The organism is Mesorhizobium sp. M0048 (assembly GCF_040323405.1).
Taxonomy (GTDB): domain Bacteria; phylum Pseudomonadota; class Alphaproteobacteria; order Rhizobiales; family Rhizobiaceae; genus Mesorhizobium.
Genome location: NZ_JAMYUV010000025.1, coordinates 47,676 through 68,382 on the forward strand (window position 1 = coordinate 47,676; position 20,707 = coordinate 68,382).

A 20,707-nucleotide genomic window follows, 5' to 3' on the forward strand; every position below is an offset into this window, starting at 1 on the left:
AATCGCCGAGAAAAGCCTTCATGAAGGTCGTTGAACGTTACATCATGCGCCGTGCCTTCGCGGTATTCGCGCTGGCGCTCGTCTGGACGCTGGCGATCGTCTGGACGACTCAGGTCCTCGCCCGCATCGACCTCGTCACCGATAGCGGTCAATCGGCCCTCACCTTCTTCGAAGTCGCAGCGCTGATCATCCCGACGATCGTTCCGATCGTCGTACCGTTCGCCCTGGTGGTCGCGGTTGCCCAGATCCTCAGCGTGATGAATTCGGATTCGGAGCTCGCCGTCATCAATGCCGCCGGCGCTTCACGCTGGACAATCGTCAGGCCGATCATGCTTCTGGCACTAGCAGCCAGCGTTTTTTCGTTCGCGGTCGACAATGGCGTCGACCCCTACGCGCGCCAGAAGAACCGCGAGCTGATAGCATCTTCGCGTGCGGATCTGTTGTCGTTGATCATCCAGGAAGGCACCTTCCGCAAGATCGATGACGGCCTGTTCCTGCAGGTTGGCGAACGGCTTCCCGACAATCGCCTCGGCGGCATCTTCGTCGCCGATTCGCGCGAAGAAGGCGTCAATCTCGTCTATTATGCCGAGTCCGGCAGCATCATCGAACGCGGCGACGAGAAGGTGCTGATGATGAATGACGGGGTGATCCATCGCAAAACCATGACCGGCGACCTCTCGGTGATCCGGTTCACCTCCTATGCCTTCGATTTGTCCGCTTTCATGTCGGCATCATCCGACATCCTGCTTTTGCCGAAGGACCGGACGACCCAGTATCTGCTCAATCCCAGTCCGAACGACAAGATGTACCAGCAAAAGCCGAACAGGTACCTAGCCGAGCTCGACCAGCGTTTTTCCGAGTGGTCCTATTCGCTCGTCTTCGCGCTGATCGCGCTCGCCGTCGCCGGAGATGCACGCTCGCATCGTGAGGCGCGTGTGCACCCGCTGATCACGGCAATCGCGATCGCGCTGTTCGTGCGCTGGCTCGGGTTCTTTGCCGCCGGCAAGGCCGACAAGGTGCCGCAATATGCCTATATGGTCTACGGCGTCCCGATCGTGGCATCGGCGATCGCCATCTGGTTCATTGTTTCCAACCGGACCATGGAACTGCCTGTTGCCTGGGCCGACTGGGTGACCAATCTTGCCGGCCGCTTCAGTGAGGGCTGGAGCGCCATCAAGCTCCGTTTTGCTGGGCGCGGCGCTTCCGGACAGGGAGCCGGCTGATGGGCTGGACTCTGGGTCGATACTTCTTCTTTCGCTATGTGACGATCACCATTTGGTTCTTCATCGGTCTTTTGGCGCTGGTGTTCCTGATCGATTTCACCGAGCTTTCCGGCCGCACGACCGGCGTGCCAGGCTTCACTTACGGAACTGCCTTCGCCATTTCCGGGCTCAGGATGCCGATGATCATGCTGCAGACGGTGCCGTTCGTCGGCCTGTTCTCGGCGATGGCGACCCTGGTGTCGCTCAACCGCAAATATGAATTGGTAATCGCCCGTTCCGCCGGGGTTTCAGCATGGCAGTTCCTGCTGCCATGCTGCATCGGGGCGCTGCTGTTTGGTGCCTTGTCGGTCGGCGTCATCAATCCGATAGCCGCGCACGCCTATTCCTGGTCCGAGCAGATCGAGACCCAACTCCGTTCGGGCAAGTCGAATACGGTCTCGGCCGATGCCGCACCCTGGATCAGGCAGAAAACCAGTTCCGGCGATACCATCATCGGAGCGCGCGCCATTCTCAATCAAGGCTTGGAGATGGCCGACGCGGTCTTCTTCAGCTTCAGTCCGCAAGGCGATATCATCGAGCGCAAGGATGCGGCGCGCGCCTTTTTGCGGGACGGCTACTGGGAATTGCAGGACGTCAAGGTGTTCCGGGACGGCACCATCCAGTCGTTACCCAGCGATCGGCTGCCGACCAATCTCAAGCCGGAATTCGTGCAAGAGCGGTTGGCGCGCCCTGAGACTATCCCCTTCTACGATTTGCCCGGCAAAGTCGAGGTGGCCCGCTCCTTCGGCCTCAAGGCAAATGCCTTCGCCATGCAGTTCGATTCCCTCGTGGCGCTGCCCTTCCTGCTCGTCGCGATGACGCTGATTGCGGCAACGGTATCAATGCGATTTGCGAGGATGGGGCAGTCGGCGACGATGATTCTGGGTGGCATCGTGGCCGGCTTTCTGCTTTATGTCGTTTCGGTGCTGGTCAAGGCATTCGGCGTAGCGGGATTCGTACCCACAGCCGTAGCGGCTTGGGTCCCGGTTGTCGTGGCTATGTTCTTCGGGGTGACATTCCTGCTATACAAGGAAGACGGCTAGTGAGGGAGGCGGTTTTGCGCAGCCATAGGCACGCCGGTTTGGCACGCCTCTCTGCGGCGAGCGCCTTGGCATGCCTGCTTGCCAGCGTCGCCCCGGCTGCTCCGGCTTTTGCCCAGGACGTCAGTGACCTGGCGACGAAGGTTCCGAGTGGCACGCAAATGCTGCTGGCAGCCGATACGCTGGTCTACGACAACGACAAGCAGACCGTGACGGCCGTCGGCGGCGTCCAGATCGACTACGGCGGCAACCGTCTCGTCGCCCAGCGGGTCGAATACAACCGCAACACCAAACGCCTCGTCGCCAGCGGCAATGTCGAACTCGTCAATAGCGACGGCACCAAAATCTATTCGCAGCATGCCGACATCACTGACGATTTCGCCGACGGCTTCGTCAACGCGTTGCGGGTCGAGACCATAGACAAGGCGTACTTCGCCGCCGAAAGCGCGGAGCGCATGGGCGGCGTGCTGACGACGTTCCACAATGGCGTCTATACCGCGTGCGAGCCGTGCGAGGACAAGCCCGACAAAGCGCCGACCTGGCGTATCAAGGCCAGGAAGATCATCTGGAACGGCGAAAAGAAGACGGTTCGCTTCGAAAACTCGAACTTCGAGTTCTTCGGCTTTCCGCTGGCCTATCTGCCGGCTTTCGAGATCGCCGACCCAACGGTCAAGCGCAAGAGCGGCTTCCTGATTCCCGGCGTCGCCTACAAGAGCGACCTCGGCGTGGGTATTAAAGTCCCCTATTATTTCGCGCTCTCGCCGACCTACGATCTCACTGTCACCGGCAGCGGCTATACCAAGCAAGGTTTCCTCGGTGAGGCCGAGTGGAGGCAGCGCTTCAACAATGGTCAGTACAGCCTGAAGATTGCAGGCATCCGGCAGGAGAATCCCGACGCCTTCATCGACGACAATGGCCACAACGTCAATTCGGGTACCGAAGGCGACCCGAACAGGTTCCGCGGGATGATGGGCACCCAGGGCCAGTTCGCTATCAACCCGCGCTGGGACTTCGGTTGGGATATCCTGCTGCAGAGCGACAAGAATTTCGCGCGCACTTACGACATCGATGGCTTCAACGACAGCGTGCACCGCTCCGAGGTGTATCTGACGGGACTCAACGATCGCAATTACTTCGATGTGCGCGCCATGCACTTCGACGTTCAGGAAGACACTCTCGCCAGCGATCCGACCGCACGCGCCGCCAAGCAGCCCTGGGTGCTGCCCTCGCTTGACTACGCCTATATCCCCGACATGCCGGTGGCCGGCGGGCAGCTCTCGTTCGACGTCAACGCGCGGGTCATAGACCGCGACAGGCTCGATACGGCTCTTGCAGATTCGGGCGTCCCTTCGTCCGTCAACAACGTTCGTGGCATCGACGGTCAATCTGGCCGTCTTACCGCGGAAGCCGAATGGAAGCGCACCATCACCACCGATGGTGGGCTGCTGCTGACGCCGCTCCTGGCGCTGCGCGGCGACGCCGGCTATGTCAACGCCTCCTCCGCCTCGCTCGACGCCATCAACCAGATGGCGACCAATCTCGGCGTTGAGGACGATATGCGTTCATCGCTTGCCCGCTATATGGCGACCGCCGGGCTTGAGATGCGCTGGCCGGTGCTGTTCTCGATGACCAGTTCCAGCCATGTCTTCGAGCCGATGGCGCAAGTATTCATGCGTCCGAACGAGCAATATGTCGGCGGGCTGGCGGTTCCCAACGAGGACGCCCAGAGCTTCGTCTTCGACGCCACGACGCTGTTTGAGCGCGACAAATTCTCGGGCTATGACCGCATGGAAGGCGGCACACGCGCCAATGTCGGGCTCCGCTATTCCGGCGCATACGACAATGGCTGGGGCACCAACGCGGTGTTCGGCCAATCCTACCAGCTCGGCGGCCAGAACTCGTTCGGCACGCCGGATCTGGTCAATGTCGGTGCCTATTCGGGTCTTGAAACTGCAACCTCCGACTATGTCGGCCTTGTCGGCTTCAACAGCCCCAGCGGGTTTTCCGGCTCGGTCAGCGGCCGTTTCGACGAGCAAAGCTTCGAGATCCGCCGCGCTGAGGTAAAGGCCGCCTTTTCAGGCCTGCCAGTATCGCTGAGCGCCAAATACGCCTTCATCCAGGCGCAGCCGCTCTATGGCTTCTCCACGGATCGCCATGAGGTCACGCTCGGCGCCTCGACGCATCTTGCCGAGAACTGGCGCGTCTTTGGCACCGGCACATATGATCTTGAGCAGAGCGTGCTGGTCAAGGACGGCGTCGGCTTTGCCTATAGTGATTCGTGCTTTACCTATTTGATGACGTTTTCGGAAAGACGTGACCTTAACACCAGGGAAGTGTCGCAGAACGTCGGCTTCAACCTGTCGTTCCGCACGCTCGGCGATTTCGGCTCGTCGCAACGCTCAATCGACACCATCCAATAACGGAAGTCGGCAACGGGGTGGCTGGCGGACGACATTGTTTCGCCGCATAGAGCAGGCACGGATTTCGGCGACCTGAACTGGGATGGGTTGGGTCGAATCGGGATGGAACTGGGATGCTTTCGATGAGGAAATACCTCTTTTCGGCAGGGTTCGCGCTGCTGGTGGCGTTCTCGACCACCGCAGTGACGCCGCCGGCTTTCGCCACCGAGATCAAATACGTCGTCAACAACGTACCGATCACCACAGGCGACATCCAGCATCGGGCCGCTTTCCTGCGCCTGCAGCGCAGAAAGGGCGATGCCGGCCAGGAAATGATAGATCAGACGCTGCGCTCGGCCGAGGCCCGGCGCCTAGGCATCCGCATCAGCGATGCGCAGGTCGATGCCGCCTATCAGCGTTTCGCCACGAACAACAAGATGCAGCTCAAGCAGCTTGACGGTGTGATGGCGCAATCAGGCGTCACCAAGGAGCACTTCAAGGAATTCATCCGAGCGCAGATGGCCTGGAACCAGGCGCTGTCCGCGCGCTACCGCTCCGCCGACGGGGGCGGCGCCATAAGCGAGCAGGACGTCGTCAAGCGCATGCTCGAAAAAGGCGGCAGCAAGCCGAGCGCCACCGAATACATGCTGCAGCAGGTCATCTTCGTCGTGCCGGCAGCCGAGCGCAGCGCGACGCTGGCCAAGCGCAAGCGCGAAGCCGACGCCATGCGCGCCCGCTTCAACGGCTGCAACACCACGCGCGAATTTGCCAAGGGCCTGATCGATGTCACCGTTCGCGACCTCGGCCGGGTGCTGGCGCCGCAACTGCCGCCGGACTGGGCCGAGCAGATCAAGGCCACCAAGGTCGGCGGCGCCACCGCGACGCGCGAGACCGACCGCGGCGTCGAATTCGTCGGCATCTGCTCGTCGCGCGAAGTGTCGGACGACAAAGTCGCGCAGATGGTGTTCCAGAGCGAGGGCTCGAGCGACAAGAACGCCGACGAGCTCTCAAAGAAATACGTCGAGGAGTTGCGGAAGAAAGCCCGCATCATCGAGCGCTGAAGTCGCGATCGCCATGCCTGACGCAGAGCTTCCGCTGGCGTTGAGCGTCGGCGATCCGTCCGGCGTGGGGCCGGACATCGCCATCGCCGCTTGGCAGGCCCGCGACAGCGCCGGCGTTCCGTCTTTTTATCTCCTTGCCGATCCGGCGCTGATTGCCGCGCGGGCGCACGGGCTCGGCACCGATATCGCGATTGCCGAGACGACGCCGGCGCTAGCGCCTAGTATGTTTTCGCGCGCGCTGCCGGTGGTGGCGCTTTCCGCCCGTTTCGTCGACAGTCCCGGCCGCCCGGATCCAGCCAACGCCGCCGGAATCATCGAGGCGATCGACCGCGCCGTTGCCGACTGCCTGGCCGGCCGCGCTGCCGCGGTCGTCACCTGCCCCATTGCCAAGAAGCCGCTCTACGATGCCGGCTTTCGCTTTCCCGGCCACACCGAATATCTGGCGCATCTGGCATCGCTTCACACCCGCACCGAAGTGACGCCGGTTATGCTGCTTGCCGGTCCGGACCTGCGCACCGTGCCGGTCACCATTCACATCGCACTGGCCGAGGTGCCGAAGGCGCTGACGACCGACCTGATCGTCGCCACCGGCCGCATCACCGCCGCCGACCTTGCAAACCGCTTCGGAATTGCCAAGCCGCGGCTCGCCATCGCCGGCCTCAACCCTCATGCCGGCGAAGGCGGCGCGATGGGCACCGAAGACGAGCGGATCGTGCGCCCGGCGATCGACAGGCTGAGGCAGGAAGGAATCGACGCCTTCGGGCCATTGCCGGCCGACACCCTGTTTCACGCTCGCGCCCGCACCGGCTATGACGTGGTGCTCTGCATGTATCATGACCAGGCGCTGATCCCCGCCAAGGCGCTGGCGTTTGACGAGGCAGTCAATGTCACGCTCGGCCTGCCCTTCATCCGCACCTCGCCCGACCACGGCACCGCCTTCGACATCGCCGGCAAGGGCATTGCCCGTGCCGACAGCCTGATTGCGGCGCTGAAACTCGCTCGCCTGCTTGCCGATACCGGGAAAAGGCCGTAGGCCACTGAGCCAAATGAGCCCAATTCGATGGCCTTAACCCGACGAGCCCAGCCCGATGAGCCCAGCCCGATGAGCATAGACGGCCTGCCGCCACTGCGCGAGGTGATCGAGCGCTATGGGCTGCAGGCGAAAAAGGCACTCGGCCAGAATTTTCTGTTCGACCTTAACCTGACAAGCAAGATTGCGCGGACCGCCGGCGACCTGAGCGACGTTACGGTTATCGAGGTCGGTCCCGGTCCGGGCGGGCTGACTCGGGCCCTGCTCCTCAACGGCGCCCGGCGGGTCGTCGCGATCGAGCGCGATGAGCGCTGCCTGGCGGCCCTGGACGAGATCGCGAAGCACTATCCGGGTCGGCTCGAGATCGTGGCCGGCGATGCGCTGAAAACTGATTTTGCAGCGCTTGCCAAAGGAGCGCCGGGAAGCGGGGGGTCGGTGAAAATCGTTGCCAACCTGCCTTACAATATCGGCACCGAATTGCTGATCCGCTGGCTGACCGTGACCGAGTGGCCGCCTTTCTACGCATCAATGACGCTGATGTTCCAGCGCGAGGTCGCCGAACGCATTGCAGCCAGCCCCGGCAGCGAGGCCTATGGCCGGCTCGGCGTGCTTGCAGGCTGGCGGACGGAGGCGAGGATTGTCTTCGACGTGCCGCCCCAGGCGTTCACACCGGCACCCAAGGTGACGTCCTCGGTGGTGCATCTAGTGCCGCGCGCCAGCCCCTTGCCGGCAGAGGTCAAACGGCTTAGCCGCGTCACCGAAGCGGCATTCGGCCAGCGCCGGAAAATGCTGCGGCAGAGCGTGAAAAGCCTCGGCGGCGAGGCACTGCTCACCCGCGCCGGCATCGATCCGACCAGGCGTGCGGAGACGCTCAGCGTCGAGGAATTCATTCGCCTGACCAACGCGGTGTGATGCCGGGAAGCGTCCGCGTGGAATTTCCGCTCTCATGGCATAGATAGCCGGACAAACCCTGCCCGGAGACAAACAGTGGCCGCCTATGTCATTTCCGACGTCACGATCCGTGACACAGAGGCTATCGAAGCCTATCGCGCCCGCGCGGCTGCCTCCATCGCCCAGCATGGCGGGCGCTATCTGGTACGCGGCGGCGAGGTGGAAAGGTTGGAAGGCGACTGGTCTCCCGGGCCGCTGATCATCGTGGAATTCCCCGACATGGACACGGCGCGGCGTTGGTACCGCTCCGCCGAATATGCCGCGGCATTGGAACTGCGCGACGCCGCGCTCAGCCGCAATCTGATCCTGGTCGCGGGGACAACGCCTTGATCAATCCGTCTTCTCATCGAGCAGCCCTGAGACAAAATCGAACAGGCCCGGCCGGCGATCGCGTCTGAGCCGTTCGGCCGTGACGATGCCGCGCACCTCGGCGAAAGCACGGTCGAGATCGTCGTTGACTATGACGAAATCATATTCCTTCCAGTGCTCGATCTCGTTGCGGGCGTTCTTGAGCCGCGTCTCGATCACCGCTTCCTGGTCCTCGGCGCGACGCTTCAGCCGTGCCTTCAATTCCTTCATCGACGGCGGCAGGATGAAGATCGAGACGATGTCGGCGCGCATCTTCTCCTTGAGCTGCTGAGCGCCTTGCCAGTCGATGTCGAACAGCATGTCGCGGCCTTCGGCCAGCGCCTGTTCGGCCGGCTCGCGCGGCGTCGCGTAGCAATTGCCGTGCACCTCCGCCCATTCGAGCAGCGCATCGGAATCGCGTAGCCGCTCGAACTCGCGCATGGTGCGGAAGTGGTAATGGACGCCCTCGATCTCGCTGCCGCGGCGTGGCCGCGTGGTGACCGAGACCGACAATTCGAGGCTGGAATCGCTCTCCAGCAGATTGCGCGCGATCGTCGACTTGCCGGCGCCTGACGGCGACGACAAGACCAGCATCAGCCCGCGGCGCCGAATGCGGGAACCCAAATCCCTAGCGGTCATGGGGCTTGGCAGTCATGTGGCTTGGCATCGGGATCATTCCAGATTCTGGACCTGTTCGCGAAACTGGTCGACGACCGCCTTCAGTTCCAGCCCGATGGCGGTGACCGCGGCAGCATTCGACTTGGAACACAGCGTATTCGATTCGCGGTTGAATTCCTGTGCCAGGAAATCGAGCTTGCGGCCGATGGCGCCACCGCCGGCGAGCAGCGCCCGCCCCGACGTCACGTGCGTCTTCAGCCTGTCGATTTCCTCGCGTATGTCGGCCTTGGTGGCCAGAAACGCCGCTTCCATATGCAGCCGGCTGGCGTCCAGATTGGCGGACGCGTCCATCAGCAGGCGGATCTGCTCGGCGAGCCTTTCGCGGATCGTGGCCGGCTCGCGTGATGGATCGGCCTCGGCCCGCAGCGTCAGCGCCTCGATGGCATCGATATGGCCGGACAGCAGGGAACGAAGTGCGGCACCTTCGCCCTGGCGCGCCTGCTGCAGCCCGTTCAGTGCTGCTTCCAGCGCCGACAGTATTGCGGTATCGAGCGCACTGCGCGCCTCTTCGGTTTCGATGGTTTCGGGAATGTCGAGGACGCCGCGCAGCGCAAGCAGGCCGTCGGCCGCCGCAGGGGCTACTCCGAACTGCTCCTGCAGCCGCTTGGCCAAGCCCGCCAGATCCCTCAGGAAAGCCTCGTTGACCACGGGTTGCGCTTGCGCGCCGGCGGCGCGGCCAATGGTCAGCGTCATCTGGAAATTGCCGCGCGCAAAACGCTTTTGCACCGTCTGCCGGACGGCCGGCTCCAGCCGGTCGAAACCTTGCGGCAGCCGCAGCCTGACCTCGACGCTTTTGCCGTTGACGGACTTGGCTTCCCAGGCAATCGCAGTGCCGTCGTGTTCGGCGACACTGCGCGCAAAACCGGTCATGCTCTGCAAGTTCATGTAGCCGTGCGTCCCTTTGCCGAATGCCCTCAAGCCGGAGCAATTTTCTCCGGGCAGGATCATGTGAATTTCAATGCCATAGCAGCCCTTGCACATCCACCCGGACATGCACAGGGCCAACCTGATGGCGTCCGGCCCTACTGGGCGGCGGTGGCGCCCGCATCGTCAACGATGGCTCCCGCCGGCGTGTCGGCTCCGGTATGGGTTGCCCCGGCCTTGGCGGCGTCCTGCGCCTGCTTTTTCAGCAGCGCCCGGTAGCGAGCGACATTCTCGTTATGCTCATCGAGCGTCGAGGCAAAGACGTGGCCGCCGCTGCCGTCGGCGACGAAGTAGAGATCGCTGGTCTTCGACGGATTGGCGACGGCCTCCAGCGCCGCACGGCCGGGATTGGCGATCGGCGTCGGCGGCAAACCGTTGATCAGATAGGTGTTGTAGGGCGTCGGCTTCTGGATGTCCGACTGATAGATCGGGCGGTCGATGGGTTTGCCCTTGCCGCCGAAGAGGCCGTAGATGATGGTCGGGTCCGACTGCAGCCGCATACCCTTGGCCAGCCGATTGAGGAAGACGGCGGCTACGCGCGAGCGTTCATCGCCCTTGCCGGTCTCCTTCTCGACGATCGAGGCCAGGGTGACAAAATCCTCAACATTGGCGATCGGCAGATCTGGCGCTCGGCGCTGCCAGACCTCGTCGACCAGCTTCTTCTGGTCGGCCAGAAGCTTGTCAACCATCTGCTGACGTGTTGCGCCGCGGGTGAAGCGCAGCGTGTCGGTGGCGAGGCTGCCCTCAGGTGGAGTGGTCGACGGCATATCGCCGGTCAGCGCGTCCTGCTCGGCGATCCGTTGCAGCGCCTGCTCCACCGTCAGCCCCTCGGGGATAGTCAGCGAATACATCACCGACTTGCCGCTCTTCAGCAGTTCCATGATGTCGTGCATCGACGCCTGCGGCTTGATCTCGTATTCGCCGGCCTTCAGCGCGGAATCATTGCCGAAGGCGCGCACGCCAAGGCGGAAAATGCGGGCGTCGCTGATCAGTCCTCGCCGCTCAAGCTGGTCGGCGATCTCCTGGACGCCGCTATTCGGCTTGACCAGGAAGGTGTCCCCATTGGCCGACGGGCCGGGCTCGTTGAACTCCTGCTTGCCGAAATACAGCGCAACGCCCGCCGCCAGAACCATCAGCATCACCGAAGAGATGACGAAGTTCATGAACACGACGAACTGGCTGCGCGAGGCACGCGAGCGCTTCGGCGGCGGCGTGCCGGCCTCGGGCCGCAACGCCTCGCTGGCCGTTTTCGGCACGATCGGGCCGGACGTTGCTCGCCGTTGCCCGAATTCCCCGTTATCGGCCGGATTTGTGTTCATAGCGCCCTACCATCTGATCTTGCGACGAATCCCCTCGGGCAGAGTAGGGGCGAATATGGCAAAATTGACGGCAGACGGAAACCGGCAGAGCGGTCAGCCATTGTAGCGCTGGAAGACGAGCGAGGCGTTGGTGCCACCGAAGCCGAAGGAGTTGGACAGCGCCACGTCGATCTGCCGGGCTCGCGGCTTGTGCGGCACCAGGTCGATCGCCGTTTCGCGCTCCGGATTGTCGAGATTGATGGTCGGCGGCGCGATGTTGTCGCGAATGGCGAGGATCGAAAAGATCGCCTCGGCAGCACCAGCCGCGCCCAGCAGGTGGCCAATCGACGATTTGGTCGACGACATCGATATCTTAGAGGCGGCGTTGCCGACCAGCCGCTCGACGGCGCCGAGTTCGATCGTGTCGGCCATGGTCGATGTGCCGTGCGCGTTGATGTAGTCGACATCTGCGGGCGTCAGCTTCGCCCGGTTTAGCGCCGCTGTCATGCAACGGAAAGCGCCGTCGCCATCCTCGGCAGGCGCGGTGATGTGATAGGCGTCACCGGTCAGACCGTAGCCGGTGACCTCGGCATAGATCTTGGCGCCGCGGGCCTTGGCGTGTTCGAGTTCCTCGAGCACGACAACACCGGCGCCCTCACCCATGACGAAGCCGTCGCGATCGCGATCATAGGGACGCGAGGCCGTTTGCGGCGCGTCGTTGCGCTCGGTGGAGAGCGCGCGGCAAGCGGCGAACCCGGCGATCGACAGTCTCGTCACCGGCGCTTCGGCGCCGCCTGCGACCATAACGTCTGCATCGCCCCAGATGATCAGGCGGGCGGCGTCGCCGATGGCGTGCGCACCGGTCGAGCAAGCGGTGACGACGGCGTGGTTTGGGCCTTTCAGCCCATGCCGGATCGAGACCTGGCCGGAGACGAGGTTGATGATCTGGCCGGGGATGAAGAACGGGCTGATGCGGCGCGGGCCGCGTTCCTTGAGGATCATCGCATTCTCGGCAATGCCTTCGATGCCGCCGATGCCCGAACCGATCAGCACGCCGGTGGCGCACTGTTCCTCGTGCGTCTTCGGCTGCCAGCCGGAATCCTTGAGTGCCTCGTCGGCGGCCGCGATCCCGTACAGGATAAAATCGCCGATCTTGCGCAGTTCCTTCGGCTCGAGAACGGCTTCAGGATTGAAAGTGGCATTGGAGCCGTCACCGCGCGGAATGACGTGGGCGACCTTGCAGGCAAGGTCTTCCACCTCGAATTCGGTGATGCGCTTGGCTGCGCTGCGGCCGGTCAGAAGCTCCTTCCAGCTGTGCTCGAAGCCCATGCCGAACGGCGAAAGCAGCCCAAGGCCCGTGACGACGACACGCCTCATCGCAGGTCCTCCTCGGTGATGACTGCAAATAGCGTCAGGCCGAGGCCTTGTCGATGTATTTCACCGCATCGCCAACAGTCAGGATGGTCTCGGCGGCGTCGTCCGGGATCTCGACACCGAACTCTTCTTCGAACGCCATAACAAGTTCGACCGTGTCGAGGCTGTCCGCGCCCAGATCATCGATGAAGCTCGCCTGCTCCGTCACCTTGTCGGCATCGACGCCAAGGTGCTCGATGACGATCTTCTTGACGCGCTCTGCGGTGTCACTCATTTGGGCATCCTCGTCTTTTGGTTGTCTGTCTTCGTTAGCGGGCAGAATGCCGCTAATCAAGCTGAAAGATGGTCCTGCCGGAAACGCAGCGGAACAGGACCGGTTTTTGCCCGAACCGCCGGGTTGCGGGCGGCATTACACGAAAAATCCCATGCATCCAAGACGGAATGAAGCGTTTTCCCAAGTGTTAGATCATTGCCATGCCGCCATTGACATGAATGGTCTGGCCGGTGACGTAGGCTGCCTCGTTGGAAGCGAGGTAGGCGACGGCAGAGGCGACTTCGGCGCCCGTGCCCATGCGCCGGGTCGGGATCGCCGCCATGATCGCCTCTTTCTGCTTGTCGTTGAGCTTGGCGGTCATCGCCGATTCGATGAAGCCCGGGGCGACGCAGTTGACGGTGATATTGCGGGTGGCGATCTCCTGCGCCAGCGATTTGGAAAAGCCGATCATACCGGCTTTGGAGGCGCAGTAATTGGTCTGGCCGGGATTGCCGGTGACGCCAACCACTGAAGTGATGTTGATGATGCGGCCATGGCGGCGCCGCATCATCGGATGGGTAAGCTCGCGGGTCAGCCGGAACACGGCGGTCAGGTTGACCTCGAGCACGCTATCCCAGTCGGCGTCAGCCATGCGCACGAACAACCCGTCCTTGGTGATGCCGGCATTGTTGACGAGGATGTCGACGCCTTCGAGGTCGGCCTCCGCCTTCTGGCCGAGCGCCTTGACGTCGTCGCGGTTGGAAAGATTGGCCGGGAAAAGCTTGACCCGGTCGCCCAATTCGGCGGCCAGCGCCTCCAATTTCTCGATACGTGTGCCATGCAGGCCGACGATGGCGCCCTGGCCGTGCAGCACGCGGGCGATCGCCTCGCCGATACCTCCCGATGCGCCGGTGACGAGCGCCTTGCGGCCGGTCAATTCGAACATTCTTGCCTCCTGATCTGAGCGAACACCCTTTGCATGGAGCGGGGTCAAATCGCCAGTTGATTATGCAAGCGCCGCCAGCGCCGCCTCGACATCCGCCGCGGATCCGATGGCAGTGGTGGCAATATCGCGGTTGATGCGGCGGGCCAGCCCCGACAGCACCTTGCCGGCGCCCACTTCGTAAAGCGTCGCAACGCCGTTGCTGCCGAACCACTCCACCGTTTCGCGCCAGCGCACGCGCCCGATCACCTGTTCGACGAGGCGGCGGGCAATCTCGTCAGGATCGCTCGTCGGGGTCACAGTAACATTCGAGACCAGCGGCACGACCGGCGCACGCTTCGTCACGGCGGCCAACGCCTCCCGCATGATCTCGGCCGCAGGCTTCATCAATGCCGAATGGAAGGGCGCCGAGACCTGCAGCATCAGCGCCCGCTTGGCGCCCTTTTCCGTGCATAGCTTCGCCGCCAGTTCGACCGCCGGCCTGGCGCCGGAGATCACCAGCTGGCCGCCGCCATTGTCGTTGGCGATCTGGCACACCAAGGCTTGCGCGGGATCTTTGGCGGTGCCTTGGGCGGCCTCTGCGCAAGCGGCCTCGACGTCGGCCTGTTCCAGCCCGATGATCGCCGCCATCGCGCCCTCGCCGGCCGGTACAGCCGCCTGCATGGCATTGCCGCGGATACGCAACAGCCGGGCGGCGTCGGCGACCGAAACGAAACCAGCGGCCGCAAGTGCCGAATATTCACCGAGCGAATGGCCGGCGACATAGGTGACCTTGCCGTTCAGGGAGAAGCCGCGCGCCTCCAGCGCCCGGACTGCGGCAAGTGACACCGCCATCAGCGCCGGCTGAGCATTGGCGGTCAGCGTCAGCGTCTCTTCCGGGCCTTCCCAGATCAGCTGCGATAGTTTTTCACCGAGCGCGTCGTCGACTTCCTCGAAGATCTGCCGCGATTCCACAAAAGTATCGGCGAGGTCCTTGCCCATGCCGACAGCCTGGCTGCCCTGCCCCGGAAAGGTGAATGCGATGGCCATCGTCGGCTCCCAGCTGCTGGTTCTCGCTGCCTGTGACGCAAGGCGTGCGCCCAAGTCAAGTCCAACCTTGACCGCTCGGCGTCGGCCGAGTGCCTGTTTCGGCAGGCTTTTTGGCGATCACTCATGATGAAAACCGCTCACGATTTGTTTGCTGGCTCTTCTTATTTCCGCCGCAGGCGCTAGGCTTTGCGTGACAGTTCGATGACAATCGAGTGACGCCTTTGTTGCGGGCCGGGGAACTATTGAAGTGGCAAAGACCAAGCAGAGCGCAGCCGAGGCGGCGCCACAGTTTCTTGAAGGCGATCCGTCGACTGGCTATCTGCCGGCGCGCAGATGGCCTGTCATCCGCTATGGCCTTATCAGCTTGCTGGCTGCGGCTATCCTGGTGTTTGCCATCGAACTGATCGTGCGCGGCAACTTTGCCGGCACCATTGATTTCTTTCTGCAGCCTTTCAAACCCGGCTGGACCACGATCATCATTTTTGCGCTGATCCTCATCGGCCTCGACGCCGTGCTCGGCCGCAGCCATCAGAGCCTGATGATCGTCGCGCCGCTGACATTGTCGCTGGCGTTCGTCGGCCACCAGAAGTCGCTCTATCTCGGCGATCCGCTCTATCCGACCGATTTCCTCTATTCCCGGCAGATCGTGGCACTGATGCCACTCCTGGTCCGCGATCGCCCGGGAACCGCCATTGCCCTGGCGATCGGCATCGTCGGCGGGCTGTCGCTGCTCGTCTATGGCTGGCGGTTATGGCGCCGCCGCGTTCCGGCGCTCAGCCACAAGGGCCGCCTTGCCCGGCTGACGCTGACGGTGCCGCTGATCGCTTTCTTCGTCTCCATCATGGACTATGCCACTTTCTCGTGGACGCGCGACCGGCTGCAGATCATCCCGATTATGTGGGACCAGAAGGAAAACTATGCCTCGAACGGTTTTGCGCTCGCCTTCGCGCTGAACGTCCCGATGGCGCATGTCTCGGCGCCGCCCGGCTATTCCGACAAGGCGATCGAAGCGATCGGCAAACCGCAGGTGATCGCCTCGGTACCTGCCGAGAAGCCCGACATCATCGTCGTGATGAGCGAATCCTTCTGGGATCCGACCAAGCTGCCCGGCGTCACCATCACACCCGACCCTATCCCCAATGTGCGGGCACTGCGCACGGGCTACATGTTCTCGCCCGAGTTCGGCGGCATGACGGCCAACATCGAGTTCGAGGCCCTGACCGGCTTTTCCAACGCCTTCCTGCCGGCGGGCAGCATTCCCTACCAGCAATATGTGCGGACACCGACTCCCTCGCTGGCGACCTTCCTGAAAAGTCAGGGCTACCGAGCGCGCGCCATCCATCCCGGCACCAACTGGTTCTGGAACCGGGGGGCCGTCTATGCCGATTTCGGCTTCAACGACTTCAAGTCCGAGGAGACGTTGCCGCCCATGCAGAAGCGCGGACCGCTCGCGTCGGACGCAGCGATGACCGACGAGATCATCCGCGAAGCCGATACCAGCGCCGAGCCGGTCTTCTTTTTCGCCGTCAGCCTGCAGAACCACGGGCCGTATGAGCCGTATCGCTATACCAATCCGACCCACAAGGTGCAGGCGCCGATCAGCCAATGGGCACGTGAATCGCTGTTGAGCTACGCCGAAGGCTCTTCCGACGCGGACCGCGGCCTCGAGCGGCTGATCGAATGGGCGAAGAAACGCGAGCGGCCGACCGTCATCGCATTCTTCGGCGATCACCTGCCGCCGCTTGGGCCGGTCTACGTCGAGACCGGTTTCCTGAAGGACAATGTCGCGCCGCGCAAGGAGCCGGCCGACCAGATGCTGCAGCACCACCAGACGCCATTGATCGTCTGGTCGAACCGCAGCGGCCCCTCCGAGGATCTGGGCGCCGTCAGCCCGGCCTTCCTGCCCTACCATATCCTGAAAACGGCCGGCATCAGCCATCCCTATTACACCGGCTTCCTCGGCCAGTTGCGAGAGCGCTACCGCGTCATCGACCGTAATTTGCTGTTGGCACCGGGGGGCGAGGCCACCCCCGATTGGTCGCGTCAGAAAGAGATCGACCCGGCAATCCGCGACTTCCGTCTGCTGCAATACGACATGATGTTCGGCAAGCGCCATGCGGCGCCCGATTTCTTCCCCGAAACCACAGGCAAAGTGGCTGCACACACGAGCTGAGGCAGCTGAAGTTGCAGCGTGATGCGCGAACTCCGATCGTGTCGTCGAGAGACGGGAATTGTTGCAGCTGATTGCCGACTGCGTAGAGCTGTTCGATTTGTTGGCGTTACCTCGACCGTCTCCCGCGATTATACGAACAGGGCATCCGGTTTGTTTTGTCAGGCGAAATGCAGGAAAACATTCTTGGGTCCGGGCAGGGAATCCGTAAGACCTTGCGAATGAGGCCAGCAGCCCAATAAGACCGGACAACTCATGTGCTACCTAATCCGGACAACTCATCTGCTTACGACACGTCGGCCGTTTGCCCTTGCCTTGCGGCCAAATTCCTGTATAGACGCCCGCAATCTGCCGGTCCTTGCTGGGGGCTGAACGGAGGGCCGGAGGTTTTTCGAAACCTTCGCGTGAAGCCAGAAGCGCTTCCGCCTCCCGTGTCTCCGCTCTCGACCGTCTCGTCATGCTCCTTTCTTCCCCGCCTTCGCAAGGATTGCGGGTCAGAGAAGTTGCAGAGGCTTTTGCCGCCGGGAACCGGGAGAGAAACGAAGAAAGGCACGAACACTATGGCTCTATACGAACATGTGTTTCTTGCTCGGCAGGACCTCTCGCAGCAGCAGGTCGATGCGCTTGTCGAACAGTACAAGGGCGTCATCACCGCGAATGGCGGGTCCGTCGGCCGGGTCGAGAACTGGGGACTGAAGTCCCTCACCTACCGGGTCAACAAGAACCGGAAGGCATATTATACACTCATGGACATCACCTGCCCCCCGGCCGCGCTCAACGAAATGGAGCGCCAGATGGGTCTGTCCGAGGACGTACTGCGTTTCCTGACCATCAAGGTCGATGCGCATGAGGAAGGTCCGTCGGCAATGATGCAGAAGCGCGAAGAGCGCTCGGAACGCGGCGGCTTCGGCGACCGCGACCGTGGCCCGCGCTCATTCGGCGACCGCGATCGCGGTGACCGTGGTGATCGTCCGCCGCGCAGCTTCGGCGATGGCGGTGCCGATCGTGGCCCGCGCCGTCCGCGCGAAGGCTTTGAAGGAGCCGCAGAATAATGGTCGACATCAATCAGATCCCAACCCGGCGCCCCTTCCACCGCCGCCGCAAGACTTGCCCGTTCTCTGGCGCCAACGCGCCGAAGATCGACTACAAGGACGTGCGGCTTCTGCAGCGCTACATCTCCGAGCGCGGCAAGATCGTGCCATCGCGCATCACCGCCGTCAGCCAGAAGAAGCAGCGCGAACTCGCCAAGGCGATCAAGCGTGCCCGCTTCCTCGGCCTGCTGCCCTACGTGGTCCGCTAAATCTACGCGGGCGGTTCGCCGCCCGCTTTTTGTCACCGGCCACGACGGGCGTAGCCGGATCGAACACCAAATCCCGGGTTGGATTTCGACACGAGATCCTAACTGCCGCGACAGGCAGGACAGCGACACAGGCGGTGACGCCCCAGCTTTCTGACCTGTTCCAGACAACTCGGCGCCGATCCTGAGGATAGCGCCCAAGCGAAGGAACAAAACCATGGAAGTCATTCTTCTCGAACGCGTTTCCCGCCTCGGCCAGATGGGCGACACCGTCAAGGTCAAGGACGGATTCGCCCGCAATTTCCTGTTGCCGCAGGGCAAGGCGCTGCGCGCCAACGAAGCTAACAAGAAGAAGTTCGAGGGACAGCGGGCGCAACTGGAAGCCCGCAACCTGGAGCGCAAGTCCGAGGCCGCGCAGATTGCAGAAAAGCTCGACGGCAAGAGCTTCATCGCCGTGCGCTCAGCCGGCGAGACCGGTCAGCTTTATGGTTCGGTCTCGACACGCGACATCGCCGAGCTGGTGACGGCGGAAGGTTTTTCGGTCAACCGCAACCAGATCCTGCTCAACCAGCCGATCAAGACCATTGGCGTCACCAATGTGGCGATCGCGCTGCATCCGGAGGTCGAGGTTACCATCACGCTCAACATTGCCCGCACGGCCGACGAAGCCGAGCGCCAGGCCAAGGGCGAAACGCTGACAACCGCGGAAGCCATCTACGGCGAGGACATCAACGATAATGCGCGGCCGGAAAACTTCTTCGATCCGAATGCGGAGTTCGAGGGCGGCGAAGACAACGGCTGATCGTCATTCGTCGGCATTCGCCGGCTAATCGCTATTCTGGACCAATGCCCGGGCCTCGTACCCGGGCATTTTTATGCCAAATGGAACTTTTCGAACCCCTATATCTTGATGCAGAATAAGACAGCCTGTCTGACCGAGAGGGGACATTTGGTCATGAATATTCTGCTGAAACGCATTCTCGACCGCCTGGTCCGCACAGGCAATCTCAAGGTGACAGGGCCGCAAGGCTCGATGGTGACTTTCGGTGACGGCAGCGGCGAACCGGTGCACATGCACATCAAGACCAGGCATGCCGAGCGCGCCATCACTTTCGATCCGATGCTGGCGGTGCCGGAAGCCTACATGGACGGTGAACTCGACATTCTCGAGGGCGGCGTGCTGGGGGTGATGCGGATTGCCTTCCAGAACATGGGCAGCGGCGGTATCGATGCCACCTGGTCGAAAGCGATCGAAGGTCTGCGCCACGCCTTCCGGCGCCTGCAGCAGATCAACACGGCGTCGCGGGCGCGCCGCAACGTGCAGCGCCATTACGATCTGTCGGGCGACCTCTACCGCCTCTTCCTCGATGAGGACATGCAATATTCCTGCGCTTATTTCGAGCAGCCGGATATGACCCTCGACGAGGCACAAGCGGCCAAGAAGCGCCATATTGCCGCCAAGCTCAGGCTGAAGGCCGGCCAGACGGTGCTCGATATCGGCTCCGGCTGGGGTGGGCTTGGCCTTTATCTCGCCAAGGCGTTCGACGTCGACGTACAGGGCGTGACGCTGTCGACCGAGCAGCACGGCGTTGCCACCGACCGCGCCCATGCGCAGGGCCTGCAAAACCGGGTTCATTTCGACATTAAGGACTATCGCGAACTCAATGAACGTTTCGATCGCATCGTCTCGGTCGGCATGTTCGAGCATGTCGGCGTCAATCATTTCCGCACCTTCTTCGACAAGTCGGCGACGCTGCTGAAACCGGACGGCGTCATGCTGCTGCATACGATCGGCCGCTCCGGCGTGCCGTGGGCGACCAGCGCCTTCATCCGCAAATACATCTTCCCGGGCGGCTATATTCCGTCGCTCTCCGAAGTGATGCCGGCCATCGAAAAATCGGGGCTCGTCGTCACCGACATCGAGGTTCTGCGGCTGCATTATGCCGAGACGCTGAAGCATTGGGGCGAACGCTTCGCGGCCAACCGCGACAAGGCCAAGGCGATTTATGACGAGCGCTTCTGCCGTATGTGGGAGTTCTATCTTGCCGCCTCGGAAGCTGCGTTCCGCTGGCAAGATCTGGTGATCTTCCAGATCCAGATTGCCAAGAAGAACGACACGCTGCCGATGACGCGCGACTACATGGCCAATTGTGAGAAGGCGCTGGAGATGCGCGATCTTGGACGTCGTGAAAAGGCTCCGGCGGCCAAGCCCGCTCGCCGCCGCAAAATGGTGGATCCGGAGTAGACGGCCGGCGATCGCGCCATTGCCGCTTGCCATTTGCCGACTGGCACGCTGAAAAGGCTCCCGTCAACGCGGGACCTTTTTATGACCTACCTCCTCTACGTCGCTGCCGCACTTGCCGAGATCGCCGGCTGCTTTTCGTTCTGGACATGGTGGCGGCTGGAAAAATCGCCGCTGTGGTTGGCGCCCGGTCTCGTCTCGCTGGTGCTATTCGCGTGGCTGCTGGCGCTGGTCGACACCAGCGCCGCGGGCCGGGCCTACGCCGCCTATGGCGGCATCTACATTGCCGCCTCGCTGGCCTGGCTGTGGCTGGCGGAAGGCGTGCACCCCGACCGCTGGGATCTTGCCGGTGCCGCGATCTGCATCGTTGGCGCCTCGGTCATTCTGCTCTCACCTCGGACTGTCTAA

At 62.6% G+C, this 20,707-nt stretch carries 20 protein-coding genes; 13 read left to right on the forward strand and 7 right to left on the reverse strand.

Translation table 11 applies throughout. From position 1 onward, the window contains the following. Positions 1 to 20 precede the first annotated feature (20 nt). The 7 genes from lptF (at position 21) to NKJ84_RS20345 (ending at position 8,073) form a co-directional block, all read left to right on the forward strand. Positions 21 to 1,223 (forward strand): LPS export ABC transporter permease LptF, encoded by a 1,203-nt coding sequence (gene lptF / locus NKJ84_RS20315; protein ID WP_352507927.1) that lies wholly within the window; start codon positions 21 to 23, stop codon positions 1,221 to 1,223. Beyond that, positions 1,220 to 2,305 (forward strand): LPS export ABC transporter permease LptG, encoded by a 1,086-nt coding sequence (gene lptG / locus NKJ84_RS20320; RefSeq protein WP_352479326.1) that lies wholly within the window; start codon positions 1,220 to 1,222, stop codon positions 2,303 to 2,305. The genes lptF and lptG overlap by 4 nt, the downstream gene beginning before the upstream one ends. Continuing rightward, complete coding sequence (locus NKJ84_RS20325) at positions 2,305 to 4,722, forward strand: LPS-assembly protein LptD (RefSeq protein ID WP_352507928.1); 2,418 nt, start codon at positions 2,305 to 2,307, stop codon at positions 4,720 to 4,722. Before lptG ends, NKJ84_RS20325 begins: the two co-directional genes overlap by 1 nt. 113 nt (positions 4,723 to 4,835) lie before the next feature. Continuing rightward, positions 4,836 to 5,762, forward strand: a complete 927-nt coding sequence (locus NKJ84_RS20330) for a peptidylprolyl isomerase (protein ID WP_352479239.1) — start codon at positions 4,836 to 4,838, stop codon at positions 5,760 to 5,762. Between the two features lie 13 nt (positions 5,763 to 5,775). After that, positions 5,776 to 6,795, forward strand: a complete 1,020-nt coding sequence (pdxA, locus tag NKJ84_RS20335) for a 4-hydroxythreonine-4-phosphate dehydrogenase PdxA (protein ID WP_352507930.1) — start codon at positions 5,776 to 5,778, stop codon at positions 6,793 to 6,795. 69 nt (positions 6,796 to 6,864) lie between these two features. Continuing rightward, positions 6,865 to 7,704: a 16S rRNA (adenine(1518)-N(6)/adenine(1519)-N(6))-dimethyltransferase RsmA gene (gene rsmA / locus NKJ84_RS20340; RefSeq protein ID WP_352507931.1), complete on the forward strand. Its 840-nt coding sequence runs from the start codon at positions 6,865 to 6,867 to the stop codon at positions 7,702 to 7,704. A 75-nt stretch (positions 7,705 to 7,779) separates the two neighbouring features. Then, positions 7,780 to 8,073, forward strand: a complete 294-nt coding sequence (locus NKJ84_RS20345; RefSeq protein ID WP_352507932.1) for a DUF1330 domain-containing protein — start codon at positions 7,780 to 7,782, stop codon at positions 8,071 to 8,073. On the opposite strand, the gene gmk is transcribed toward NKJ84_RS20345, so the two are convergent. The 7 genes from gmk to fabD form a co-directional block, all read right to left on the reverse strand. Beyond that, a complete protein-coding gene (gmk, locus tag NKJ84_RS20350) occupies positions 8,074 to 8,730 on the reverse strand; it encodes a guanylate kinase (RefSeq protein WP_254820312.1) in 657 nt (218 codons plus the stop codon). Positions 8,731 to 8,763: 33 nt separating this feature from the next. Further along, positions 8,764 to 9,654: a YicC/YloC family endoribonuclease gene (locus NKJ84_RS20355; protein WP_352507933.1), complete on the reverse strand. Its 891-nt coding sequence runs from the start codon at positions 9,652 to 9,654 to the stop codon at positions 8,764 to 8,766. Between the two features lie 137 nt (positions 9,655 to 9,791). Next, entirely contained in the window at positions 9,792 to 11,012 is a 1,221-nt protein-coding gene (gene mltG, locus NKJ84_RS20360) for an endolytic transglycosylase MltG (protein ID WP_352507934.1), read from the reverse strand. Positions 11,013 to 11,105: 93 nt separating this feature from the next. Beyond that, a complete protein-coding gene (gene fabF / locus NKJ84_RS20365) occupies positions 11,106 to 12,368 on the reverse strand; it encodes a beta-ketoacyl-ACP synthase II (protein WP_352467164.1) in 1,263 nt (420 codons plus the stop codon). A gap of 34 nt (positions 12,369 to 12,402) precedes the next feature. Beyond that, complete coding sequence (locus NKJ84_RS20370; RefSeq protein ID WP_006203723.1) at positions 12,403 to 12,639, reverse strand: acyl carrier protein; 237 nt, start codon at positions 12,637 to 12,639, stop codon at positions 12,403 to 12,405. Between the two features lie 187 nt (positions 12,640 to 12,826). Next, positions 12,827 to 13,564 carry a 3-oxoacyl-[acyl-carrier-protein] reductase gene (gene fabG / locus NKJ84_RS20375; protein WP_352453223.1) on the reverse strand — a complete coding sequence of 246 codons (738 nt, stop codon included), beginning with the start codon at positions 13,562 to 13,564 and terminating at the stop codon, positions 12,827 to 12,829. A 60-nt stretch (positions 13,565 to 13,624) separates the two neighbouring features. Continuing rightward, entirely contained in the window at positions 13,625 to 14,590 is a 966-nt protein-coding gene (fabD, locus tag NKJ84_RS20380) for an ACP S-malonyltransferase (RefSeq protein WP_352507935.1), read from the reverse strand. A gap of 247 nt (positions 14,591 to 14,837) precedes the next feature. On the opposite strand from fabD, the gene NKJ84_RS20385 reads away from it, so the two are divergent. The 6 genes from NKJ84_RS20385 to NKJ84_RS20410 all read left to right on the forward strand — a co-directional run bounded on the left by NKJ84_RS20385 (position 14,838) and on the right by NKJ84_RS20410 (position 20,707). Continuing rightward, complete coding sequence (locus NKJ84_RS20385) at positions 14,838 to 16,763, forward strand: LTA synthase family protein (protein ID WP_352507936.1); 1,926 nt, start codon at positions 14,838 to 14,840, stop codon at positions 16,761 to 16,763. 557 nt (positions 16,764 to 17,320) lie between these two features. Then, positions 17,321 to 17,812: a 30S ribosomal protein S6 gene (gene rpsF / locus NKJ84_RS20390; RefSeq protein WP_254820244.1), complete on the forward strand. Its 492-nt coding sequence runs from the start codon at positions 17,321 to 17,323 to the stop codon at positions 17,810 to 17,812. Further along, on the forward strand, positions 17,812 to 18,060 hold the full coding sequence (rpsR, locus tag NKJ84_RS20395) for a 30S ribosomal protein S18 (protein WP_006203718.1): 249 nt from the start codon (positions 17,812 to 17,814) through the stop codon (positions 18,058 to 18,060). Before rpsF ends, rpsR begins: the two co-directional genes overlap by 1 nt. 214 nt (positions 18,061 to 18,274) lie before the next feature. Continuing rightward, a complete protein-coding gene (gene rplI, locus NKJ84_RS20400) occupies positions 18,275 to 18,859 on the forward strand; it encodes a 50S ribosomal protein L9 (RefSeq protein WP_254820243.1) in 585 nt (194 codons plus the stop codon). Between the two features lie 153 nt (positions 18,860 to 19,012). Then, entirely contained in the window at positions 19,013 to 20,302 is a 1,290-nt protein-coding gene (locus NKJ84_RS20405) for a cyclopropane fatty acid synthase (RefSeq protein WP_352507937.1), read from the forward strand. A gap of 81 nt (positions 20,303 to 20,383) precedes the next feature. Further along, complete coding sequence (locus NKJ84_RS20410; RefSeq protein WP_352507938.1) at positions 20,384 to 20,707, forward strand: YnfA family protein; 324 nt, start codon at positions 20,384 to 20,386, stop codon at positions 20,705 to 20,707.

Coding starts and splice junctions, on each gene's coding strand:
- gmk (WP_254820312.1), bottom strand. CDS start 8,730: ATGACCGCTAGGGATTTGGGTTCCCGCATTCGGCGCCGCGGGCTGATG.
- fabF (WP_352467164.1), bottom strand. CDS start 12,368: ATGAGGCGTGTCGTCGTCACGGGCCTTGGGCTGCTTTCGCCGTTCGGC.
- fabG (WP_352453223.1), bottom strand. CDS start 13,564: ATGTTCGAATTGACCGGCCGCAAGGCGCTCGTCACCGGCGCATCGGGA.
- mltG (WP_352507934.1), bottom strand. CDS start 11,012: ATGAACACAAATCCGGCCGATAACGGGGAATTCGGGCAACGGCGAGCA.
- rpsF (WP_254820244.1), top strand. CDS start 17,321: ATGGCTCTATACGAACATGTGTTTCTTGCTCGGCAGGACCTCTCGCAG.
- NKJ84_RS20405 (WP_352507937.1), top strand. CDS start 19,013: ATGAATATTCTGCTGAAACGCATTCTCGACCGCCTGGTCCGCACAGGC.
- lptF (WP_352507927.1), top strand. CDS start 21: ATGAAGGTCGTTGAACGTTACATCATGCGCCGTGCCTTCGCGGTATTC.
- rsmA (WP_352507931.1), top strand. CDS start 6,865: ATGAGCATAGACGGCCTGCCGCCACTGCGCGAGGTGATCGAGCGCTAT.
- NKJ84_RS20410 (WP_352507938.1), top strand. CDS start 20,384: ATGACCTACCTCCTCTACGTCGCTGCCGCACTTGCCGAGATCGCCGGC.
- pdxA (WP_352507930.1), top strand. CDS start 5,776: ATGCCTGACGCAGAGCTTCCGCTGGCGTTGAGCGTCGGCGATCCGTCC.
- NKJ84_RS20355 (WP_352507933.1), bottom strand. CDS start 9,654: ATGAACTTGCAGAGCATGACCGGTTTTGCGCGCAGTGTCGCCGAACAC.
- rpsR (WP_006203718.1), top strand. CDS start 17,812: ATGGTCGACATCAATCAGATCCCAACCCGGCGCCCCTTCCACCGCCGC.
- NKJ84_RS20330 (WP_352479239.1), top strand. CDS start 4,836: ATGCTTTCGATGAGGAAATACCTCTTTTCGGCAGGGTTCGCGCTGCTG.
- fabD (WP_352507935.1), bottom strand. CDS start 14,590: ATGGCCATCGCATTCACCTTTCCGGGGCAGGGCAGCCAGGCTGTCGGC.
- NKJ84_RS20370 (WP_006203723.1), bottom strand. CDS start 12,639: ATGAGTGACACCGCAGAGCGCGTCAAGAAGATCGTCATCGAGCACCTT.
- rplI (WP_254820243.1), top strand. CDS start 18,275: ATGGAAGTCATTCTTCTCGAACGCGTTTCCCGCCTCGGCCAGATGGGC.